Origin of the sequence: uncultured Nocardioides sp., from assembly GCF_947488025.1 — a bacterium.
Taxonomy (GTDB): domain Bacteria; phylum Actinomycetota; class Actinomycetes; order Propionibacteriales; family Nocardioidaceae; genus Nocardioides.
The window spans coordinates 1-21,486 of sequence record NZ_CANKYS010000005.1 but is presented as its reverse complement, the minus strand read 5'-3'; the positions used below and the strand labels follow the sequence as shown (position 1 = coordinate 21,486).

Annotated in this window: 19 protein-coding genes; 15 read left to right on the top strand and 4 right to left on the bottom strand. The window is 70.1% G+C overall.

All coding sequences use genetic code 11. The features are described 5' to 3' along the window. Position 1 precedes the first annotated feature (1 nt). The 6 genes from Q1B24_RS10120 (at position 2) to Q1B24_RS10095 (ending at position 6,268) form a co-directional block, all read left to right on the top strand. Positions 2-397 (top strand): TadE family protein, encoded by a 396-nt coding sequence (locus Q1B24_RS10120; protein WP_299927313.1) that lies wholly within the window; start codon positions 2-4, stop codon positions 395-397. Continuing rightward, positions 394-852 carry a TadE/TadG family type IV pilus assembly protein gene (locus Q1B24_RS10115; RefSeq protein WP_299927309.1) on the top strand — a complete coding sequence of 153 codons (459 nt, stop codon included), beginning with the start codon at positions 394-396 and terminating at the stop codon, positions 850-852. The genes Q1B24_RS10120 and Q1B24_RS10115 overlap by 4 nt, the downstream gene beginning before the upstream one ends. Further along, positions 852-1,286, top strand: coding sequence for a TadE/TadG family type IV pilus assembly protein (locus Q1B24_RS10110; RefSeq protein WP_299927305.1), 435 nt, complete (start codon positions 852-854; stop codon positions 1,284-1,286). The genes Q1B24_RS10115 and Q1B24_RS10110 overlap by 1 nt, the downstream gene beginning before the upstream one ends. Then, on the top strand, positions 1,283-4,522 hold the full coding sequence (locus Q1B24_RS10105; protein ID WP_299927302.1) for a LysM peptidoglycan-binding domain-containing protein: 3,240 nt from the start codon (positions 1,283-1,285) through the stop codon (positions 4,520-4,522). The genes Q1B24_RS10110 and Q1B24_RS10105 overlap by 4 nt, the downstream gene beginning before the upstream one ends. A 295-nt stretch (positions 4,523-4,817) precedes the next feature. Continuing rightward, complete coding sequence (locus tag Q1B24_RS10100) at positions 4,818-5,387, top strand: hypothetical protein (protein WP_299927299.1); 570 nt, start codon at positions 4,818-4,820, stop codon at positions 5,385-5,387. Positions 5,388-5,395: 8 nt separating this feature from the next. Further along, positions 5,396-6,268 carry a hypothetical protein gene (locus tag Q1B24_RS10095; protein ID WP_299927270.1) on the top strand — a complete coding sequence of 291 codons (873 nt, stop codon included), beginning with the start codon at positions 5,396-5,398 and terminating at the stop codon, positions 6,266-6,268. Between the two features lie 746 nt (positions 6,269-7,014). Here Q1B24_RS10095 and Q1B24_RS10090 read toward each other — a convergent pair. From Q1B24_RS10090 to Q1B24_RS10080, 3 genes are all read right to left on the bottom strand, one after another. After that, complete coding sequence (locus Q1B24_RS10090) at positions 7,015-8,010, bottom strand: phosphotransferase (RefSeq protein ID WP_299927267.1); 996 nt, start codon at positions 8,008-8,010, stop codon at positions 7,015-7,017. Between the two features lie 110 nt (positions 8,011-8,120). Beyond that, complete coding sequence (locus Q1B24_RS10085; protein ID WP_299927264.1) at positions 8,121-9,797, bottom strand: hypothetical protein; 1,677 nt, start codon at positions 9,795-9,797, stop codon at positions 8,121-8,123. A gap of 212 nt (positions 9,798-10,009) precedes the next feature. Further along, positions 10,010-11,146, bottom strand: coding sequence for a hypothetical protein (locus Q1B24_RS10080; protein ID WP_299927260.1), 1,137 nt, complete (start codon positions 11,144-11,146; stop codon positions 10,010-10,012). 362 nt (positions 11,147-11,508) lie between these two features. On the opposite strand from Q1B24_RS10080, the gene Q1B24_RS10075 reads away from it, so the two are divergent. The 9 genes from Q1B24_RS10075 (at position 11,509) to Q1B24_RS10035 (ending at position 20,710) form a co-directional block, all read left to right on the top strand. Beyond that, on the top strand, positions 11,509-12,462 hold the full coding sequence (locus Q1B24_RS10075; protein ID WP_299927257.1) for a hypothetical protein: 954 nt from the start codon (positions 11,509-11,511) through the stop codon (positions 12,460-12,462). Between the two features lie 61 nt (positions 12,463-12,523). Further along, positions 12,524-12,742, top strand: coding sequence for a hypothetical protein (locus Q1B24_RS10070; RefSeq protein WP_299927254.1), 219 nt, complete (start codon positions 12,524-12,526; stop codon positions 12,740-12,742). Further along, positions 12,739-13,587: a hypothetical protein gene (locus Q1B24_RS10065; protein ID WP_299927251.1), complete on the top strand. Its 849-nt coding sequence runs from the start codon at positions 12,739-12,741 to the stop codon at positions 13,585-13,587. The genes Q1B24_RS10070 and Q1B24_RS10065 overlap by 4 nt, the downstream gene beginning before the upstream one ends. Positions 13,588-13,634: 47 nt before the next feature. After that, positions 13,635-13,919 carry a hypothetical protein gene (locus Q1B24_RS10060; protein WP_246056794.1) on the top strand — a complete coding sequence of 95 codons (285 nt, stop codon included), beginning with the start codon at positions 13,635-13,637 and terminating at the stop codon, positions 13,917-13,919. Next, positions 13,919-14,794 (top strand): hypothetical protein, encoded by an 876-nt coding sequence (locus Q1B24_RS10055; protein ID WP_299927242.1) that lies wholly within the window; start codon positions 13,919-13,921, stop codon positions 14,792-14,794. The genes Q1B24_RS10060 and Q1B24_RS10055 overlap by 1 nt, the downstream gene beginning before the upstream one ends. A gap of 1 nt (position 14,795) precedes the next feature. Beyond that, positions 14,796-15,596, top strand: a complete 801-nt coding sequence (locus Q1B24_RS10050) for a hypothetical protein (protein ID WP_299927239.1) — start codon at positions 14,796-14,798, stop codon at positions 15,594-15,596. After that, positions 15,593-17,593 carry a type IV secretion system protein gene (locus tag Q1B24_RS10045; RefSeq protein WP_299927236.1) on the top strand — a complete coding sequence of 667 codons (2,001 nt, stop codon included), beginning with the start codon at positions 15,593-15,595 and terminating at the stop codon, positions 17,591-17,593. The genes Q1B24_RS10050 and Q1B24_RS10045 overlap by 4 nt, the downstream gene beginning before the upstream one ends. A 73-nt stretch (positions 17,594-17,666) precedes the next feature. Further along, the gene (locus Q1B24_RS10040; RefSeq protein WP_299927232.1) at positions 17,667-19,172 is read left to right on the top strand and encodes an SCO6880 family protein; all 1,506 of its coding nucleotides are present in this window, start codon (positions 17,667-17,669) and stop codon (positions 19,170-19,172) included. After that, the gene (locus tag Q1B24_RS10035; protein ID WP_299927229.1) at positions 19,172-20,710 is read left to right on the top strand and encodes an ATP-binding protein; all 1,539 of its coding nucleotides are present in this window, start codon (positions 19,172-19,174) and stop codon (positions 20,708-20,710) included. Before Q1B24_RS10040 ends, Q1B24_RS10035 begins: the two co-directional genes overlap by 1 nt. Positions 20,711-21,059: 349 nt before the next feature. On the opposite strand, the gene Q1B24_RS10030 is transcribed toward Q1B24_RS10035, so the two are convergent. After that, a complete protein-coding gene (locus Q1B24_RS10030; RefSeq protein WP_299927226.1) occupies positions 21,060-21,374 on the bottom strand; it encodes a hypothetical protein in 315 nt (104 codons plus the stop codon). Positions 21,375-21,486 lie beyond the last annotated feature (112 nt).

Here is a 21,486-nt window from a genome sequence, read left to right as displayed (position 1 = left end):
CATGTTCTCCAGCTCTCGCCGCCGACGCCGGGACGAGCGCGGCTCAGTGGCCATCCAGATGGTCTTCCTGATGCCCGCGCTCTTCCTGGTGATGTTCCTCGGCGTCCAGGGCGCGCTGTACTACCACGCCCGCGAAGTAGCGCTCGCGGCCGCGCAGGAGGGCGCACGCGAGGCGGGCAGCGAGAACGGCAGCCGTGAGTCCGGAGTGGCGACCGCGAACGGCTTCCTCCAGGACGCCGGCGGATCCGACGTGATGACGTCGACCAGCGTCTCCGGGTCACGGACCACGACAACAGCCACGATCACCGTCACCGGCAAGTCCATGAGCGTGATCCCAGGCTGGCACGTGACCGTCACCCAGAGCGCCAGTGTCCCGGTCGAGAGACTCACCCAATGATGGGGCAGAGCATCTGGGCACGTGCCTTCAACCGCAGCCGGGACGAGCGCGGATCGGTCGCCATTGAGACCGCGATCGGCGTCCCGGCCTTCGGGCTGTTCGTGGCGATGATCATCCTCGGCGGCCGCGTCGAGATCGCCAAGCAGTCCGTGGAAGCAGCCGCGTACGAGGCAGCACGGGCAGTCTCGATTGAGCGAACTCAGAGCGAGGCGATCGCCGCAGGCAGGTCCTCGGCCGCAAGCAGCCTGCACGACCAGGACGTGAACTGCACCAGCACGAACATCACGGTCAACGCTGCGGCGTTCAACGCACCGATCGGGAACACCGCCCAGGTGAACGTCACGGTGACCTGCACGGTCAACCTGTCGGACCTGAGCATCCCCGGCGTACCCGGCACCCGCACGATCACCGCAACCGCGAGCAGCCCCGTCGACGCCTACCGGGAGCGCCGATGATGGGGCACCCGATTCGGCGACAGCGCGACGAGCGAGGCGCCATCAGCGTCTGGTTCGCCACCGCATCAATGGTGATGATCATCCTCGTCGGGATGACCGTCGACCTCGGCGGCAAGGTGCACGCCCAGCAGCAGGCCCGCAGTGCCGCGGCCCAGGCCGCCCGAACCGGCGCCCAGGAGGTCCAGGGCTCGACCGCCATCCGCGGCGAGGAGCTCCGCGTCGACATCAACGCCGCCAAGTCCGCCGCACAGGGCTACCTCAACGCCGCCGGCGTGGAGGGCAGCGTCACCGTCGTCAACGGCGACACCCTGATCGTGCGCACTACCGACACCTACGACAGCAAGTTCCTCGGGATCATCGGGCTGGACTCGATGAGGGTCACCGGGGAGGCGTCTGCACGGCTCGTCCGCGCTCAAGGAGGCATCGAACGATGACTACGCCCACCCTGCGGCAGCGGCTGACCGGGCTCCTCGCCACGGTCGCCGTCCTCGGCATCATCATCGGCCTGCCGGCCCTCTTCCTCGCGATCGGCGCCAACCCGATCCCCGACCAGGCGCCGAGCTGGGAGAGCGTCAAGGACGCACTCCTCGCACCCGACGACGGCACCCTGATCCTGGGCCTGTTCAAGGCGATCGGCTGGGCCGCGTGGGCCTTCATGACTCTCAGCCTGGTGGTGGAGACCATCGCCCGGCTCCGCAGAGTCGAGGCGCCCAAGCTGCCGGGTCTGGGTCGCCCGCAGGCCGCGGCCCACGGACTGATCGGACTCGCTGCCCTGCTGTTCATCGCAGCGCCGATCGCCGCGCAGGCCGCCAACGCCGGCCCGGCCGCCGCGTCCGCGCCGGCGGCGGTGGGCCATGTCCAGGCCGGGACCGTCGATCAGACGCCTGCCCAGCACGGCGTGAAGGTCGAGGCGAAGCAGGAGCGCGCGACGGTCGATCACTCGGTCAAGCCGGGGGAGAGCCTGTGGTCGATCGCGGAGGACCACTTCGGTGACGGCGCGCGCTACAAAGAGATCGCCGAGCTCAACCGCGACCTCCTCGGCTCCCGGCCCAGCTTCCTCGAGCCCGGCTGGGTGCTCAAGCTGCCAGCCCCGGATGGCGGAGCGCCGGCGCACGCCTACACCGTGCAACCCAACGACACACTCAGCGACATCGCCCACGACGAGCTCGGAGACGCCGACCGGTGGCCGGAGATCTACAAGGCCTCCACCGGCATCACCCAGCCCGGCGGCGCCCACCTCGCCGACCCCGACGTGATCGACGTCGGCTGGAAGCTCAACATCCCCGGAGCCCAGACACCTGCCGGCCACGACGACCGGCAGCACCAGCCGCAGCCTCCCGAGGACGGGCCCGAGACCCCCGCCGAACCCAAGGACGAGCAGCAGCCGGTCGACCCGCCGGCCGAGGAGACTCCGCCAGTCCCCGAGATCGAGGTCCCGGAGACCGCCGCGCCCGAGGTCCCGCAGGCCGAGGAGCCGACGGCGCCGGCCGCTGACGTCGACCAGGTCGACGAAGCCGACGACTCGATCCTCGAGGCGCCCTGGGTTCTCGCTGGTCTCACCGGCGGGGGCGTGCTGCTGTCCGGGGCACTGCTGATGGCGCTGCGGTCCCGTCGGCGCTCCGCCTACCGGAACCGGCCGCCGGGTCGAGCGATCGCCGCCCCGCCGCCCGAGCTGGCGCCGGTGGAGATGACCCTGAACGCGACCGGTGCCGCCGCGGCCGCCACCGTGGAGTTCGCCGACGAGGTCCTGCGGCGCCTCGCGGCCGCGGTCGGAGCCCAGGGCACCACGATGCCGCCGCTGGCGGCTGTCGAGCTCGCGCAGGGCAAGCTGACGCTGCACCTGAGCGCCCCGACCGCCGTCCCGGGTCCGTGGGTGGGCAGCCGTGACCAGACCCAATGGCACGTCAGCACGGACACCGCGGTGGAGGACCTCGGCCCCGACACCGGCCACGTCGAGCCGCCCTACCCGCTGCTGGCCACCATCGGCATGAGCGACACCGGCGAGACCTGGCTGCTGAACTGCGAGGAGCTCTCCACGCTCACCATCAGCGGCGACCCCACCTACGGCCGCGACTTCGCCCGCCACCTCGCCGCGCAGCTGGCCGTCAACCCGTGGTCGCGCCGCGTTCAGGTCGACTGCATCGGCGTGGCCGAGGAAACCGTCGCCATGGACGAGCGGATCAGCTACTACCCGACCGGGGCTGCCGGCACGCCCGCGACCGCGGAGATCCTCGCTGCCGCGGTCACCACGGTCGACCGGGCGAAGCGACACGGCACCGACGTGTCCACGGCCCGCACCGGCAGTGTCGACGACGACACCTGGCCCGCGCGGATGCTGCTGCTGGACGCCGCGGCCGGAGACCCCGAGGGCCTTGAGCAGCTGCTGCAGCTGGTCAACGACCACGTCGGCCAGTCCGCGACCTCCATCGTGGTCGCCGGCGAGCGCCCCAACACCCCCGGGGCGGTGCTGCACATGACTAACACCGGCCGCGTCGTCCTCAAGCACGCCGGGCTCAACCTCATCGCTGTCGGCCTCACCAGCGACGAGGCCCGCGGCTGCGCGCTGGTCTACGCCCAGAGCGAGACCCCGGAGTACGTCGACACTCCCGTGGACGAGACCGCCACCGATGGCTGGGAGGCCTACACCGACTCCTCCGGAGCCCTGCGCCGCGAATACACCCTGCCCCGCAACACCCCCGAGGGAGCCGTCGACGAGCCGCTGTCCTCCCTGCTCGAGGGCGAGGACGAGGAGTACATCCGCGAGAGCGCGATCGTGCAGGAGGACCTCGAGGCCCTGGCACCGAAGGTGCCCGCCCACGTCCGCGCCCAGGTCGAGGAGAAGGACCCCACCCTCGACCAAGACATCGCCGACTGGTTGTCGCCCAACTGCGATCGCCCGCGCCTCACCCTGCTCGGCCCGGTCACGGCACGCACTCACGGCAAGGCACTCGCCAAGCGCAAGCCCTACTTCACCGAGCTCCTGGCGTTCCTCGCCCTGCACCGCAAGCACGGCGCCACCCGCGAGCAGATCCGCGAGGCCTTCTCCATCTCCGACGGCAAGGTGCGCGACTACACCAACATCGTCCGCGACTGGCTCGGTTCTAACCCCCGCACCGGCGAGGACCACCTGCCCTACGCGGACAAGGCACCGGCGGCCAAGCTCACCGGGGTCAACGTCTACCAGGTCGACGACGGCCTGCTCGTCGACCTGGACCTGTTCATTCGCCTCCGCAAGCGCGGGCAGAGCCGAGGCGGGGCCGAGGGTGTCGCCGACCTCTGCACTGCGCTGGAGCTCGTCGGGGAGGCCCAGCCGTTCAGCCAGCTGCGCGAGGAAGGGTGGGCATGGCTCGCCAACGAGCCTGACCGCGTCGACCTCATGGCGGGCGGGTGGATCGCCGACGTCGCCCTCATTGTCGTCACCGAGGCGCTCGCGGCCGGCGACCTGATCAAGGCCCGCTCCGCCGCCTACGTCGCCAACCGCGCCGACCCCGATGGCGAGAGCACCCGACTGTGCCTTGCCCACGTCATGAAGGCCGAGGGCGACCAGCTCGAGGCCGACCGGATCCTGCGCGAGGAGATCTGCAGCCGGTCCGACGACGGCGACGCGCCCATGGAATTGTCGGAGCGCACGAAGACCATCATCCGTACACACGGCTGGCTCGCGAGCTGACTCGGGAAGGGAGCACCAGCACATGACAACGTTCGACCAGGAACTCACCGGCCGATACGTCGCGGCTGGCGGCGACCGCCCCGACCTCGACGCCCGCCGTATCGCGCGGGCCGTGTTCGTGCGCGGCACCATCCGCACGCTCTACAACGCCGACAGGAAGTTCGGCATCGACCCCGCCGACAACGGCTCGCTGGCGGGAGCTCGTCGACGCATCCGAAGAACACCTCGAGCACATTGCCAACGACGTCAGCCAACGGTCAGTCACGGCGTCGCCCACCACAGGAGGAGACACCACATGAGGAAGCACCACTCCGCACTCGGGGGAGTGGCCCTCGCCCTCGCCCTCGCCCTGACTCTCACGGGCTGCGGCGGCGACGACAACGAGCCCAAGGTCCAGGACACCCCGAGCCAGTCCCCCTCGCCGACACCCACCAGCACGCCGACTCCGAAGACACCGGAGGAGAAGGCGGCGGACCAGCTGACGAAGTACCTCGACGTGCGCGACCTGGCGTACCGAAAGCGCGACATCAACTTCAAGACCCTCAACCCCGTCGCCACGGGGGACGAGTTCCTGCAGCTGCAGCACGTCGTCGCCAGCATGATGAACGAGAACGTCACGGTCACCGGTCAGTACGGGCACACACTCGCGGAACCACGGAGCCGCGGGGCCTCGATCCTGATCATCGATTGCGAGGACCGCTCGAACGTGACATGGAAGAACGACGGGGCTGTCCGTCAGCCAGATTTCACCAACCCCAACGGCGACCCGCTACGGAACCCTGCGCCGGTCGAGTACACCCTGGTCAAGGACAAGGGTGCGTGGAAGGTCTCTGACTCCGACCTCCTGTGGGACGAGCCATGCTGAGGAGACTATTGGCCTTCATCGTGGCCTTGGCGGGGTCGCTCGTAATCGTGATAGTCACCGCCTCAGCAGCGAGCGCCGACTGCGTGGCGGACCCAGTTACGGGAGAAGTCCACTGCGAGGACGAGGACGACGGCGACGACGGAGGCGACGACGGAGGCTCGTCGACGTGCTCAACCTCGTCCGGCACCGAGATCCCGTGCACTGGCCCAGGCGGTTCGGTGTGGAGCAGCAGCCACCAATGCTGGGTGGGCGATGTCTGGGACCCGGGTGGCGAGGGCGCTCAGCCGCCGCCCGGTCAGACGAACCAGGACGGTGCGTGGCACATCTGCTATTGGCCGCCTCCAGGATCCTCGTGGGATCCCGTCTGGATCCAGAACGGCGAAGTCACCATCGACCCTGTGGTCCTCGCTCAGCGCGCGATCGCCTCGATGGACCTGGATCCCATCCAGATCGGCATCGTCCCCGAATCGGGTCCGAACCGGGTTGGCCTTGTCGGGCTGCCGGTGTGGATGTGGGTCGACAGCCCGACGGACGACACGTTCGGCCCGATCACTGCATCGGCCAGCGAGGGGTCGGTGTCGGTCAGTGCCACCGCCAGCGTCGCCAACATCGTCTGGGACATGGGCGACGGGACCACCGTGACCTGCACAGGCGAGGGCACCCCGTACGCCGACCACTACGGCAAGCAGGACTCGCCGACGTGTGGGCACCGCTACGAGAAGATGTCGACGGACCAGCCCGATGGGGCCTACCAGGTCACCGCCACGAGCCACTGGGTCGTCGAGTGGACCGGCGGCGGGCAGTCCGGAACCATCGAGTTCGACCTGACCACCGACGCGCTTCCTATCCGAATCGGTGAGGCCCAGGTGCTGACCCAGTGAGCGGGCGGTAGTCACTCAGCGACCACAGGAGACAGGTCCCCGTCCTCGGAGCACGACGGGGACCTGTTCTCGTTCTAAGGGCCTCGGATCGAGCCCGGCCGGCGGCGAGTATCCGGCCTGCGCGGGCCACCTTTGCGAAGGGGAAAGCCCCAGGCGTCTCGGGTCACCTGGGGCTTCGGCGCCTAGTAGAGCACGGCCGATCGAGCAACGCAGGACATCCAGAATCTCACGTCGGCCGGGTCGGGGAGAAGCTGCGCCGGCGCCGGACCGGCGCCGCGTCGACTGCCGGCCGGGGCCGCTCGACCGCGCATGAGAGAAGAAGTGTCGAGATGCACAGAAGAGGATCGGCGAACCCCACGCGGGCTACTTTGACAACACCGGGGCCGCGGACGCCCCTCGTCAAAGTGCGCGGATCGCGGCAGTTCCGGATGGCCACAGCGCACGCTATCTGCGGCTGATCCGGTAAACGGTGCCCGGACCTCACGTCACGAGTGAGGTGGGTTCCTCGGCCGCCCGGCACCCTCATCCGGCCGCCGCTTGACCAAAGCGCGGGCAGCACCGCTGCCTCCGCTCGCGCGCTGCACTCCAGCGCGCGACGACCGGGAATGTCGAGCGAGCCAGTGTTGAAAAGCACAGCGGCCGTTTTGGAGAAGCTCGCTGCATCTCGACAAGTGTCGAGATACCGCGAGGTTTGACGGACCGCAGGCGACGCACTTGGCCGAAACCGGCTCTGATGGCGGCCGTGGTCAAAGTTGTCGGTTCGTCAGGTCGGCCAGGTGGCTCAGCGCCGACGGTCCCCATCCGGTGGGGTCGCCGCCGGGAGGGACCAGCGCGAGGGCGTGCCAGAGCACGAGGGCATCCCACCAGCCGGCCTCGACGGGAGTGAGTTGACGTGCGCATTGGTAGCCGGACAGGAACTCCGCGCGGACCTCGCCGGAGACGGGTCCCCAGTTCCGGAAGCGCGTGCTGAGCATGACCGCTGACCGGGCCAGCTCGACGACGCGGTGGTCGAACCCGGCTTCCTCGAAGTCGAGGATCGCGGCGACCTCGGCCCCGGCGTACAGGATATTGGCGGAGCGGAAGTCACCGTGGACAAGCTGCATCGGTAGGCGGTTGGGTGGTGCGCAGACAACCAGCCGGCGCAGGGTGTCGCGAGCTGTCGCGGGTAGGTGCTCGGCGCCGGAGTCGAGCCAGCTGGTGATCCGGGCCGTTAGCGGCTCAGACGGGCGTTCGAGCCCAGCGCCGCGGTCGTTGTCGGGGTATGCCGCCAACGCGTCGTGCAGCTCGGCCAAGACCGCTCCGGCCGCTCGCACCTGGCGCTGATCGGTGGTGTCGAGTAGGTCGCCCCTGATCTCGTGCTGGAGGCCCATCGAGACTCCGTCGACCTCGACCTGGAGGCGCCCATCCGTGGCCGGAACCGGGGCTGATACTGGCAGGCCGCGGTCATCCAGCCAGCGCGTGAGCCGCGCCATTTCCGACAGCTGCTGGAAACGGCGAGGCACGACCGACCACTTCGCGAGCATGCGCCCGGACGGCGTATGAACCCAGGCCAAGGCGTTGTGGTCGCTCATCACGATCCGATCGCAGGACTGGATCCGTACACCCCAGTGCTCGTTCAGCATGGCGGCTACCCAGCGAGTCGCTGACTCGCGATCGCTGAAGCCGAACCTTCCGTCGAGCGCCTCATCGGGGTCGTGCGCCTCCCACAACATCTCCAGCGCCGGGGCGTGCGACTCGACCACGGGTCGTATCCCATCACAGGTGAACGGGGATGGCGGTCGCTCGGGCGCGGGAACCTGCTCGGCTCAATGCGGGGGACGGACCTAGTGTCGAAGTCGAAGTAGTCCGCCGCTCAGCCGTCGCCAGGTTCGTAAAGCAGTTGGGTGAAGGTCGCCTCGACTGAGACCAGCCAGGTGCGGACGAGACCGACGGTGCCGTTGGAGGCGTGCTTGCCGCCCTGAAGGCTCTCAGTGAGGTACGCCACCGATGCGGCGATGGCCTTGGCCTGCGCGGCGATGAGCTTGGTCTCGCCGGCGTGGCGCTCGTGGAGCGCGGCCGCGATGCGGCCGGCACGGGTGGGGTGGCGCTCGCCGTTCTTCTCGTGCACGGAGTTCTTCGGGAGGCGCCCTGCGGCGAAGAGCCGCAGGACGAGGTCGGACGGCGCGAGAGCGCGGAGGGTCCGGTCGATGGCTTCCTGGACGGCGTGCGACGCCATCGAGGTCGCGGCGGGGCCGTCCTGCTCGACTTGTGCCCAGGCGCCGCGGAGCAGGTCAGGGACGTGCGGGTCGAGCGCGCCGAGACGGGAGAACAGCAAGCCGCGCAACGCTTCGGGGCCGTTGAGCCACGGTTCGACGATCTCGGCCTCGAACAGCTCGCCGGCTTCGTCCTCGATGGTGCCGTCTGCGACCAGGAGGTCGGCAGCGGCGATGCCGGCGACGCTCCTGCTGGCCCGGACAGCGAAGGTGAGCTCGTCGAGGTCGGGTGCGACCGACATTCCGGCGAGGAACGACCGGAGCTCGCGGGTCGGGCGGGCGCTGACCGTCGGGGCGAGGACCGAGGCCTTGTTGAGTTCGGCATAGCGGCCTACGACCCGGGCGGTAGCCGTGTTCGCGGCGACGATGTCGCGCAGGAGCGACGCGCCGGTCTCAGGGACGGCCATCGTGCCGATGAGGGAGCGGACGGTCGCCTCGGACAGCAGGGACTGCCGCCAAGAAGCGACCATCTTGTCGCTGCCGATGAGGTCGGCGATGCCGCTGGTGGCGACGAGCTGCTGCATAGCCAGGGAGCGGGTGCGGGCGATCTCGGTGCCGGCGAGCCCGTTGAAGATGCTACGGACGGCCTCGGACTGCCCGAGCGCGGCCTGGAAACCGGAGACGTCGGCCTTCGGGCCGAGGTCCTTGGCGAACGCTGCCAGGGTGGAGGACGCGGTCAGACCGAGATCCGCGGCCCTGAACCCCTTCAGCGACTCCCCCACGGTCGCCGCGAGGGTGCTCCTGGCAATGCCGAGGCCCTCGGTATCAGCCATGAGCTTCCCGATGACCGAGGTGACCGAGTCCGACGCCCTCAGACCGGACGCCAAGGAGAACGCAGCGCGGTCTGCGGTGGACCGTCCGAGTACCTCCGCGAATCCGCTCAGCGCGTTCGTCCGCGCCAAGGCGTTGCTCTCCAAGATGGACTTGTACGCGCTGCCGGCGACGAGCTCGCTCAGCGTCTTGGTCTGCGCAAGCGCACCGCTCGCGAGGATGGACTTGTAGGCACTGCCGGCGTTGAGTTCGCTGATGCGCCTGGTGGTCTCGCCGATCTGCGGTGCAACCGCCTGCTGGACGAGTTCGCCGAGCCGTTCCCGTGAGCCCTCGGTGATGGCCAGGGCACGGGCCGCAGCTGCGGCGACCTCGGCGGCCTCGTCGTCGGTGAGGTCGTCGAGCGTGTCCAGATCGAGCACCGGCGTGCCCCCGTCGGTCGTGTCCTGGGCACTCTCGTCCCCGGGCACGGCTATGCCCGCGTCCTGGTCGTCACTTTCGGCGGTCACGCTGCTCCTCCCTCGTCCCGCCCATTCTCCCAGGCACTCCCGACAAGCCCGAGGACTTCTCCGTCGCGTGCCGAGCCGTCGTCGTCTGGCGGTTCCCGGCCCGACATCGTGCGGGCGAGCTGCCGGTCGGTGGCCCTGCGTTCCGGGCGCGTCGGAGGCACGAAGGGAGGTAGCCGCCTCACGTCGGAAGGCGGGCCTGGACAGTCGTTCACTCAGCCATCGACGACGCGACCGCTGCTGCGGTTGGCGTGGTCGATGTCGAGGATCTGGAAGCGGTCGCGGAAACCGATGCCAGCCTCGCGTCTGACTTGGCCGCCTCCGGGTGGCGTGGTCAGCGGGAAGCGCATCCCAAGCGGCGCGTGAGCGTCGATGTTCTTGGGCCTCGGGCCGCCGACCGGGTAGCCGGGGAACGGTGGCGGCAACTGGTACTCACGGAGGTCGTCGCGGTCTTTGAAGTGCTCCACGGCCGCGACATGAAATAGCGCTCCGTGCGCCATGGCGAGCATGTAGGCCTCGGCGAGCAGTGCCGACGGCTTGAGGCGGAGTTGGGTGATCTCCAGGCCTTGACGGTGCCCATCGACCTTGGGGCCGCGAGCGAGGAGCTCGAGGACGGGCTGGTCGAAGATGTCGATCGCGTCGGGTCCGGTGAGTGCGCTGAGTGGAACCGAGCCGTCCGCGTTAGGGGGTGTCGTCAGGAAAGTGACCCGCATGTCGGACCTGGCCCGGACGGCGAGGCCATGCTTGACCTTGTTGTGACCTGCCTGGAGGTCGATCTCGGCCGGGCTGAGCAGCCGTGCCGCGTAGCCGAGCCACTCGACGAGGACGTTGCAGGCATCGACGATCTCAGGGCTGTCGCGAGCAGTCTCGAGTCTGCCGGGTTCAACCAGCGCGCGGAGCATCCGCTCGCCCGGGTCCGCTTCCTGGGCACTTGCATTCAGGCGCTCGATGACCTCTGCGATCTGTGTCGGTCCCGCGGCGATCTCCGCCCACAGACACCTCACGGCGGCGCCCATCGAAGGGGCAAGACGGGCGCACGCAAGCCGCAAGAGGGCTTCGGCGGCGTGGTGGCGGACCGCGAGCGCGTCGGCGGCCACCTGCGCATGCACGTCAAGGTCCTTGAACGGTCCGTCGGCGGCGGGGCGTTGCAGGTACTGGTTGAACTCGGCGCGGATGCTGCCGGGCTCAGGCTCCGGCAAGGGGACGTCCGACATGGGTGCGCCCTCGTGCCATGTCAGCAGCGAGGCAATGCGCGAGCTGAAGTATTGGAACGGGTCCGAAGCGAGGAACGTGTCATCGAGCTCGCGAGCCTGTTCTTCGGTGAGGTCCTGCCCATCGGGTGGCGGGTACATGATCGAACCGTAGGCCCATCCCTTCTGGGAGGGCTCGCTTCTGTGACGTGGCGCCACAGGTGACAAGCGTGCCGCTCGGGCGAACCCCAATGTCTACCCCTTAGGTAGATCTTGACATTGACAGCGACTTGTCAAAGTTCGCTGCATCTCGACAAGAAGGCCGCGCAAGGGTCGGCTGGGAACTTTTTCATTTTTCGGGGGGACGGGGGCGTCCCCCCGCTCTGACCTGCGCAAACGCAACGACCGTATCCCCGTCGAGCAGGCATCCCCCCTCGAAATCAGGGGTTTGGGGGGACGGATCCGGGGACGCCCGCTCGCGACCTTTCTGCCGTGCACAGCCACGGACGAAAGGAGCGAGCGCGATGAGTGTGGGCGACCAGCTCGGCCTCGACGACAACAGCGAACTGCTCGACCAGGCCCGCCAGAAGTGGCCGGCCTGGGTGGCCGCCGATCCGCGCCTCGGTGTGGTCGACAACTTCGACGACCTCCGCTCCTGGCTACCGACAGTGGACCACGAAACCTCCGACCAGGTCCTCCTCGCGCTGGCCATGCTGGCGGCCCCCGACGGCGGCGACGACATCGCCGCTGCGGCCGCTCTGGCCAAGTGCCTGCTGCCCGGCGCCTGCCGGCTCGCGGGCTGGCTGAGCACCCTCCCGCCACGCGAGGTCTTCCGCGACAGCCAGCCGGTCATGGCCGGCACCTGGTCAGCAGTCGAGCGGGTCGACGAGCTCGTGGCCTCGCAGCTGTGGATCGAGGTCCGCACCTTCAAGTGGCGCCGTACCCGCAAGGTCGCGGCCAACATCTTGATCAACACCCGGGTCGGTGTCCTTTGCGAGGTCGGCGACTTCTTCTACGTGTCCCGCGCCGACCGCACCTGGGCCAACACCACCCTCGTCGAGTCCTTCTCGGCCGGCGACCTGACGAGCGCGGACGGCGGTGCCGGCTACTCGGCCGAGATGCCGACCGAGCGGGTCACCGGCGCACTGTTCCACCGCCCCGAGATCCTCGCCGACGCCGGACCCGAGCAGGAGGAGCCGTCGGCCACCGAGGAGCTCCTGGAGCTACTTGCGTGGGCCTGCGACCACAAGGTCATCAGCCCCGCCGACCGGTACCTGCTGCTGTGCCTGGTCGAGGAGGCCGACCTAGTCGAGACCCGCAGGCTGGCGCGCGGGTACGGCGGCCTGCTCAGCAACGAGGTGTCCAGCCGGGTCGCGCCCCGCATCGGGGTCTCTGAGGCAACCGTCCGTCGCCACGGATCTCGCACCGTGCGCGCCCTCGCCGCGGCCGCCCCGAGGAAGTTCGGTCATGACGAATAAGCCGGGAAGTGATCGCACGCGCCACCCCGCGACACATAGGCGACTGGAGGTGGTGAAGCCCATGACAAACACCCACGACGGCGAGACCCGGACGCCGGAGCAGATCGCCGCGCTGTTCGCTATCGCCGGCCGCGAGATCGAGGCGATCGAGCAGCTGACCGGCTGCGTCGCCCAGCTGCACAAAGTCCAGGCCGCGAAGGCGCAGCTGGCGACCCTGACCCCGGCCGAGGTCCGCGCCGCGCTCGAGTTCCGCCGCGGCACCCTCGGGGAGGCCCAGTGAGCACCCAGAGCCCGAGCCGCCCGCTCGGCGTCGACGAGCTCAAGCGCGCCTGGCACGCACTGAACGCCGGCGAGTTCCGCACCGCTCCCGGCGCCGGCAAGGGCCTCCGCGGCCGCGGCACCGCCGCCGAGGACAACTGGTCACCGGCCGACGGCGAGCACACCATCGCCGTGATCGGATCCGCAGGCTCGGTCGGCGCGAGCACCGTCGCCCTGGCCACCGGCCTCGCGGCAGCCGCCCCGGTCCGAGTCATCGAGTGCTGCTCGGTCACCGCCTCCGGACTCGCCGCGGCGAGCACCGCCGAGCTCGGCCTGCACCCGACGGAGTGGCGTCAGGGCAAGCGCGACCACGTCCTGCTCGAGCGCGCCAGCGAGGTCCTCGCCGGCGTCGAAGAGGTCCCGCTGCCCACCGAGGCACAGAACGAGACCCAGCTGACCATTCTCGACATCGGCTGGGAGGCCGGCCAGCTGCTGGCCACCGACTGCTGGATGGCCGAAGCCGTCCGCGCCGCCGACCAGATCGTCCTGGTCACCACCGCCACCGTCCCCGGGATGCGTCGCGCCGGAGTCGCCATGGACCTGCTGGCCGGCTACTGGCAGCCCGAGCAGATCGTCCTCGCCGTCCGCGGGCCCCGCCGCAAGAAGTGGCCGCGCGGTCTCGAGCACGCCGGCGGCCCCGCCGTCCGCCGCGCCCTGGCCGCGGACCTGTGCGTGGAGATCCCCGAGGACCGCGAGCTCGCGGTCAACGGCCTGGACTCCCGACCCGTCCCGGCCCCCCTGATCTCGGCAGCACGTCAGCTGCTCGAGCCCGCACATCTGCCCACCGACACCAGCGAAAGCGCCTGACCCGCCCGGGGTCAGCAACCCAGAAAGGAAGTCCACCCATGGAGGTCATGACCGCAACCGCAACCACCGTGATGGCTGTCTGCCCGAAGGCGCCCCCGGGTGCTGTCGGCCCCACCAACGAGATCACCAGCTACGTGCTGTGGGGCGTCATCGTCCTGTTCGGTCTCGGCATCATCATCGCGATCGGCGCGATCATCGCCGGCCGAGTGTTCTCCCTGCCGCACGCCTCCAAGGTCGGCGTGATCTCGGTGGTGGTCGTGTTCGCCTGCGCGATCGCCTACCTGGTGCTCCCCGGGATGCTCAACGGGATCCTCGGCAAGGGCTGCATCTGATGCGGCGCGCAGCCACGAAGAAGGCAGAAGGCACCAGCGAGTGGAGCCGGCGCCGGCTGCTCGGCATCCTGGCCGCCGCCGTCGCCGTGGCTGTGCTACTGCTCGGCGGCCTCGCGTACGCGGTCTACCTGGCGATCGCCGGCATCGGTGACGAGGCCAGGGCGAACACCGGCGTGGCCACCGGGGAGACCGAGCGCTCGACGGTGGCCCGCGGTGCCGCGCACCGCGACGACATCGCGGCCGAGCCGATGCTGACCGTGCCCGAGAGCGCCGCCTTCCCGGGCGAGACCACCAGTGCCAAGGCGCCGGAGATCAAGATCCCGACCGGGACCGGCGTCAGCGGACCCGCGTTCGTGATGACCGGGTTCCCGCCCACCCCGGAGGGCGCGATCGGCCAGCTCGCCCAGATCGACCTCGCGGTGCTGCAGTCGATGAGCCTGAGCACCGCCGAGGAGGTCTACAACGCCTGGGCGCTGCCCGGCGGGGTCCGCGCCGAGGACTGGTGGATCACCGCCAGCGTCCGGGCCTTCCTCTCCAGCACCGGCATGGGCGAGGTCAAGGACCCCAGCGCCTCGGTCTCCCTCGAGCCGGCCGCCGCGCTGGTCAAGGGAACCGACGGCCCCGACTGGACGACGGTCTGCGTGCTGATGAAGGTCAGCGCGACCTACAAGTCGGAGGGCCAGATCGCCTTCGCGCACTGCGAGCGCATGCAGTGGGTCGGCGGCCGCTGGATGGTCGCCCCCGGCACCCCGCCGGCACCCGCACCCGCGACCTGGCCCGGCACCCAGCTCGCCCACGAGGCGGGCTGGCTCACCTGGTCCGCCGACGACACCACCGAACCCATCGACCCCGGCGACACGGAAGGGGAGCGCTGACATGCGCAACGAGATGAGCAACCGGATCCACGGCCCGATGGGAGAGCCCCGCACCACCCTGCTGCGTGTGGGCGTGCTGGTGGTGATCGCCGTCCTGGTGGCCACCGCCGTGTGGCTCGGAGCGCGCAGCCGCAGCGACGACAACGGCGGCATCGACGTGACCTCCGGAGACTCCTCGAGCCAGGGCGCGCAGAACATCTCGGTCGAGCAGGTCGCCCCGGAGACCGCTCCCGCGGACGGCGTCGTGATCCCGACCGGCGCAGAGTTGGTCGACGGCCATCCGACCCGGTTCCCGCAGACCGACTTGGGCGCCGTCGCGCTGCAAGTCGAGGTCGCCAAGGCACAGCTCGGATTCGACTACGACCAGGCAGTCAGTGTGGCCGGCCTGTACGCCGACCCCGACGACAAGGCGGTCTTCGAGCAGCGCGCACACGATGCCGTCGCGCTGCGCCGCCAGCAGGCCGGCGTACCGAAGGAAGGCGACGTCCCGCCGCCGGCGTCCTACGCCGTGACGCCGATCGCCTACACCCTTGAGCAGCTCGACACCGGCTACTACGCGGTGAACCTGCTCAGCTACGTCACCCTCACTACCGCCGGCGGCAAGGTCAGCGACGGCCTCTACGCCGGAACCCAGCTGATGCGGTGGACCGAGGTCGACGGCGTCGGGGACTGGCGCCTGGTCCAGGGCAGTGACGAGGACATCAACCACCTGGTCTCCGAGGGCCAACCCAAGGCGGTCGCGCCGGGCACCCCTGAGTACAAGCAGGCCGGCTGGATCCCGATCAACGGAGCACCCCAGTGACCGCCGCCGTCGCCGCCCGGTTGACCCGGCTGGGGATCGCCACGCTGGCGGTCCTCGTCCTCACCACGCTCCTTGGTGCCGCCACCGCGCTGCAGCCGCCCGCCGCGGCGGCCGCAGGGCCGGCCGCCAGCAAGGCAGGAGGCATGGCCACCTCGGCGGCGGTCTCGCCGGTCGCGGCCGCCGGCCAGATGCCAGCCCGCAACGTCAAGATGGGTTGCCCCGGCCCCGACGCGCTGTGCGACCTCGGCGGCGACGCCGCCGACTGCGCCAAGGACCCGATCGACTGCGGCACAGACGCCGCCGGTGAGGTCAAGGACAACGCCGGCAACCTGCTCAACGGCGCCGGGGACGTCCTCGACGGCGCCACCGGGCTGCTCCCGGACGGCTGCGGCATCCTCGACGCGATCTGCGACGGCGGACTCCCCGGGGTCGGCCTCCCCGGGATCCCGGGCCTGCCCGGGATCCCGGGCCTCCCGAACGTGGGGGACCTGTTCGGTGGCGGCATCCCCGGCCTTGGGGACATCCCCAACCCGTTCGAGGCGATCGGGGACGTCATCGCCAAGGCCGCGGCCGACGCCTGGACCGCTGCGATGCTCGCGGTCTGGAACTCTGGCCTGTTCGTGCTGCGCATCGTGCTCACGTTCAGCGAGCTGTTCCTGACACCCGACCTGCGCGCCGACGGACCCGGCAAGGACGTCTACGCCTTCGCCCTCTGGCTCGCGCTCGCCCTGGTGGTCATCTTGGCGACGGTCCAGCTCGGTGCCGCGGCCTTCAAGCGCGACGGGAAGGGCCTTGCGCGGGCGTTCATCGGCGCCGGCCAGTTCGTCGTGGTGTGTGCGTGCTGGTTCGGCTACTGCGTGATGATCGTCGCGGCCTGCGGCGCGATCACCAAGGCGCTGATGAAGTCGCTGCTCAAGGTGCAGACCTGGCCCGACTGGGATCCGCTGGGCGGACTCGGCGTCGACGACATCACGGACGCCGGCGTGGCCACTGCGCTGGCCTTCCTCGGGATCTTCTTGTGGCTGGCCGCGATCGGTCACGTCCTGGTCTACCTGGCCCGCGCCGCGTCGCTGCTGGTGCTGACCGCCACCGGTCCGCTCTCAGCTGCGGGCCTGGTCTCGGACTTCACCCGCTCCTGGTTCTGGAAGTCGCTGCGGTGGTTCCACGCCGCGGCGTTCACCCCGGTGCTGATGGTGATGGTGCTGGGGATTGGCGTGCAGTTCGCCAACGGAGTCGCCGCCCACCTGGCCGACGGCACCGCCAAGGCCTTCGGCACCGCCCTGCCGTCGGTGATGACGATCCTGATCAGCGTCGTGGCACCCCTGGCGCTGTTCAAGCTCCTGGCCTTCGTCGACCCCGGCACCCCCAGCGGGGCATCGTTCCGGCAGGGCATGGCCATCCAGGGCGGCCTCCAGGGCCTGCTCGGCGGCGGCGGTGCCAGCGGTGGCTCGTCGGCCGCGTCGACCACGGACGCCAATGGCCGCTCCTCGGGTGAGCAGAGCGCCGAGGCCTCGACCGGCGACCGGTTCAACAAGTCGACTCAGGGCTTCCTCGGCAGCTTCGGCCCGGTCGGGCAGGCGCTGTCGACCGGCATGGGCTGGATCAACTCCGCCGGCGCCAAGGCCACCTCGCTGATGTCGGACGAGACGAACCAGACCGGTGTCGGGCAGAGCACCTTCGGACCCGACTTCAGCGGCATGGGTGGACGTCAGTCCGGAGGCCAGTCGGGCGGGCAGAGCGGCGGCACGCACCCCGGCTCGCAGAACAGCGGCGACGACGACCAGCCGCTGCCGACCCCGCCGACCCCACCGGCTCCGCCGACACCTCCGACACTGCCCACCGGCGGTGCACCTGGTGGCGGCTCGGGCGGTGGCCAGGGCGGTGCTGGGGGAGCCGGAGCTGCCCCCAAGACCCCGGCCGCCGGCGGTGGGGGAGCGGCCGGCGGGGCAGGTGGTGCCGGCGCGGCTGCCGGCGGGATTCCCCCGGTGGCGGTGTAGCGATGCGCCGCCCACTCCGCCTCGAGCCCCTGACGACACCCAACGACCTCATTGACCCGGAAGGAAGCCGACGATGACCGTCTACGCCGACTACCAGCGCGACCGCATCGGCTGGTTCTTCGGCCTCTCCGGAGGCCAACTGATGTTCCTGGCGGTGGCCAGCCTGCCGGCGTTCTGGGCGATCAGCCGCGGAGCCTGGTTCTCCGCGTTCCTGTTCGCCCTGGTCTGGCTCTTCCTGCTGGCCATCACCGTGGTGCCGGTCCGGGGCCGCTCGGCCACCGGCTGGGTGTTCGCCTCGACGGCGTACGCCGTCGGCGGGCTGCTCGGCTGGACCTCGTTTAAGGCCAAGGCCACCCAGGGCCGGGCCGAGGACCTCGACACCCCCGACCTGCCCGGCGTGCTGCAGGGGATCCAGATCCACGACGGCCCGCCGCATGGCTCGCAGCTGCAGCGCGTCGCGGTCATCCAGGATCACGCGACCAAGACGTGGGCAGTCACCGCCGCGATCGTGCATCCGGGCATCGGCATGAAGGACACCGAGGAGCGCAACCGCTACGGCGAGGCGCTGGCCGGCCTCCTCGACGTCGCCGGCCGCACCGAGAAGGTCGACGAGATTCTCTTCATGGTCCGCACCGTCCCCGAGGACGGCGCCGAACGCGACCTGTGGGTCAGCAAGCACCGCAGGGCCAACGCCCCCGAACTGTCCGAGGTCGTCAACAGCGACCTGGCCCACGGCCTCACCCAGGCGTCGGTGCGCACCGAGACGTTCGTGACCATCGTCGTCCCCGAGACCCGGATCGCCCGGTCGGCCAAGGAGTCCGGCGGCGGCTTCGAGGGACGCTGCCGCGAGCTCTACCTGCTCATGGCCGAGATCGAGGCCCAGCTGCGCGGCCCGCTCGGGATGACCTCGGTCCGCTGGCTCACCTCACCGGAGCTCGCCCTGGCCTGCCGGACCGGGTTCGCTCCCGGCGACCGGGCCGGCATCGTCGAGGCCCTGGCCATGCGCGAGAAGGACCCGGGCGTGAACGCCGACGTCCCCTGGGCGCTGGCTGGCCCCTCGGGCGCCGACGCGACGGTGCGGCACTACAGCCACGACGCCTGGAACTCGGTCAGCGCGACCATCAAGCTGCCCACCCGCGGCGTGGCGATGGGCGCACTCGCGCCGATCCTCACCCCCAGCGAGTCGGGGGAGCGGCGCTCGTTCGTGGTCGCCTACCCGATCGTGTCCCAGTCCAAGGCCGACCGGCAGTCCGGCAACGCCGAGTGGGCCGCCGACCTGGCCGAGGGCATGAACGAGAAGCTCGGCCGCAAGACACGCGCCAAGCAGCGCGACGAAGCCCACAAGGCCCGCGGTCTCGACGCCAAGCTGGCCCGCGGCAACTCGCTCAGCCGCCCCTACGCGGTGTGCACGGTCACCGTCCCCAAGACGCTGCGGATCACCGAGTTCGGCCGACGACTGGACGCTTCGGTCCGCCGCGCTGGGTTCGCGCCGCTGCGCCTCGACCTCGCCCAGGACACCGGGTTCGCCGCCTCGACCATCCCGCTCGGCGCGAGCCTGACCCGGAGCGGAGACGCCTGATGACCACCACCACGCGGCGCAACCGCCGTGGCGGCCGCGACATGGCCGCCCTGCTGTCGGACTTCGGTCACGACCTGCCCACGATCCCCGCCCTCGAGCCGGAGGCCAAGGAGCCCCGGATCTTCAAATACTCCGCCCGCCGCGGCGCCGCCCGTCGTGGCCGCGGCTGGGTGGCCGCGAAAGCCCCGGCACAGGCCTGGCGGATGACCAGCGACCAGGCGCCGGTGTTCTGGCCGTTCGTCTCCGCGCCCGCGCTGCCCCCGACCGGGGCGCAGATGGGCGTCGACCAGCTCTCCGGCGGCTCGTTCTACTGCGACCCGTTCGGCTGGGTGCTGTGCGACCACGTGCCGGCGACCAACCCGAACATCTTCCAGTTCGCCAAACCGGGAAGCGGCAAGTCCGGCACTACCAAGGCGTTCTGCACCCGGATGATGCCCTTCGGCTACCGCACCCTGGTCACGGGCGACGTCAAGGACGAGTACGAGTCCCTGTGCCGCGCGCTCGGTGTCGACCCCTTCGTCATCGCCCCCGGCTTCTGGGCCCGGGTCAACCCGCTGTCCATGGGCCCGCTCGGCGACGGCTGGGAGAAGCTCTCGGCCGAGGAGGCCCAGCGGCGCACCACGATCATCTTCAAGCGCTGGCTTGTCCTGGTCCGCGGCCTGGTCGGGTCCATGAAGATTGACGACGAGCGGCGGGTGCCGTTCGGCCCCGACGAGAGCGACGTCGTCCGCAACGCCCTGGCGATCCTCACCGGCTACGCCGCCGGACACACAGTGCTCCAGGAGACCACCATCCCGCGGCTATGGGACCTGCTGCGCAACCCCACCGAGGAGCTCGTCCGCGCCTGCGAGTACGCGAACACCCGCCAGTTCGTCGACGAGACCCGGCTGCTGCGCAACGCGCTCGGCGAGCTGGTCACCGGCACCCTGGCCGGCCTCTTCGACGACTTCACGAACATCGAGGTCGACTGGCGCGCCCCGATCCAGTCGTTCAGCCTCTCCCGGCTCGACGGCCTGGGCGACGAGGCGGTGGGCATCGCCCTGCTGTGCATGAACTCCTGGGGCCGCGGGCTGCGAGAGATCGCCGAGCCCGGCGACCTGCGCATCGTCGTCCGCGACGAGGTCTGGAAGCAGATGCGTCTGGGAACCGCCGCGGTGGCGAGCTTCGACGCCGACCTGCGGCTCTCCCGCGGCATGGCCGGCAAGGGCGGCGACATCCAGTTCTGCAACCTCCACAAGCCCTCCGACCTGCTCTCGGTCGGCGACGCTGACTCCCAGGCCGCGATGATCGCCAAGGACCTCCTCGAGCTGGCCGACATCAAGATCCTCGGCGCCCAGAAGCCCCGTGTCGCCCGCGAGCTCGACTCCATGCTCGGGCTCGGCCCGATCGCCCAGGACCTCGTCTCCGGATGGGCGATGCAGGACAAGGGTCGCGCGCTGTGGTGCATCGGAGACGCGACCTACAAGGTCCAGACGGTGCTCCACCCGCTGGAGAAGAAGCTCTACTACACCAACGAGGCCATCGAGGCCGCTCTTTAGAAGTTCGCGCGAATTTTGACGGTTCTGCGACGAACCTGAGCATACGCAACGTCCTTGAGCCTGTGCGGACACTCAGGTTCAGAGAAGCCGCGATGGGATCGCGTGTCACGTGCCGGATGGGGAGCCGTCACCGAGAACCTCACCGGACGGGTCATCCGGGACCCTTGAGCAGCGACGAGCGCGCCGTCCCGCGGCTTCACCAGTGGCGGTTCGGCTTGCGGCACAGGTCGCTCTTCACGACGCTGACTGAGCTGGTGGCGACCAGGTCGCGGCCGAGCCGCACCACGGCGAGCCGGGCATCACCCGTTGACCGGTCCTGGGTCAGTGGAGGCTCGGGTGTCAGGTCAGGTCACAGTTTCGGGAGGGTCAGTGCGGGGTCTGCTGCGAGTTGGACCAGCTTCTTGACCCCTGGAAGGTCGGTTGTGGGTGGCGAGCCGGGCGCAGCGTTGTTGCCCCAGGTGGCTGCGGCGTCGATGGCGACAGAGAGTCCGTCGAAGCGTTCGACAATCACAGCGTGCCCGCCGCCGTCCTTGCTGTAGTTCGTGACCCGGGCCTTGCTGACACCGGTCGGAAGGCGTCCCCCGTATGCTGCCCAGCCACTGTGGTTCAGGACGATCTGGGGCTCTACGTCGTGCCCGGGAGAGACGACCTCAAGCTGGATCACTCCAAGCGCTCCATCTTCGGTCCAGCCAATCTTGGTGAACCGCCCCGGCGAGTCCGGAGACTCCGTTCCTTGGGAAGGATGGAGTCATGTCAGGGAGTACGTCGAAGAGGTA